1 protein-coding gene is annotated in these 591 nt (G+C 63.5%); it reads left to right on the forward strand.

From position 1 onward, the window contains the following. The coding region (locus AAHH99_RS24910) for a phosphopantetheine-binding protein (RefSeq protein ID WP_418771138.1) at window positions 1-591 on the forward strand (591 nt) is incomplete at both ends.

Consider the following 591-nt stretch of genomic DNA (forward strand, 5'->3'; position numbering starts at 1 on the left):
CGTGTCCGTTTGGTGGTGTGGGTTCGCGGATGTATCGCACCGGGGATCTGGTGCGGTGGGGTGCTGATGGGCAGTTGCAGTACCTGGGGCGTGCTGATGAGCAGGTCAAGATTCGTGGGTATCGCATTGAACTCGGCGAAGTCCAGGCGGCGTTGGCCGCCTTGGACGGTGTGCGTGAAGCGGCGGTGATCGCGCGGGAGGACCGTCCGGGGGATAAGCGGTTGGTGGGTTATATCACCGGGACCGCGCATCCGGGTGTGGTGCGTGCGGTGTTGGGGCATCGGTTGCCCGGTTATATGGTGCCGGCGGCGGTGGTGGTGCTTGATGCGTTGCCGTTGACGGTCAACAACAAGCTTGATGTTCGTGCGTTGCCGGCTCCGGCGTATAGCGATGTGCATAGTTATCGGGCGCCGTCGAGTGTGGTTGAGGAGATCCTGGCTGGGGTCTTTGCCCAGGTGCTCGGGGTGGAGCGGGTCGGGGTTGATGATTCGTTCTTCGAGTTGGGTGGGGATTCGCTGTCGGCGATGCGGTTGGTGGCTGCGATCAACACGGGGCTGGATGCGGGTCTGGGTGTGCGGGCGGTGTTCGAGG

The sequence above is a fragment of the Mycobacterium neumannii genome (assembly GCF_048452905.1).
In the GTDB taxonomy this organism is placed as follows: Bacteria; Actinomycetota; Actinomycetes; order Mycobacteriales; family Mycobacteriaceae; genus Mycobacterium; species Mycobacterium neumannii_B.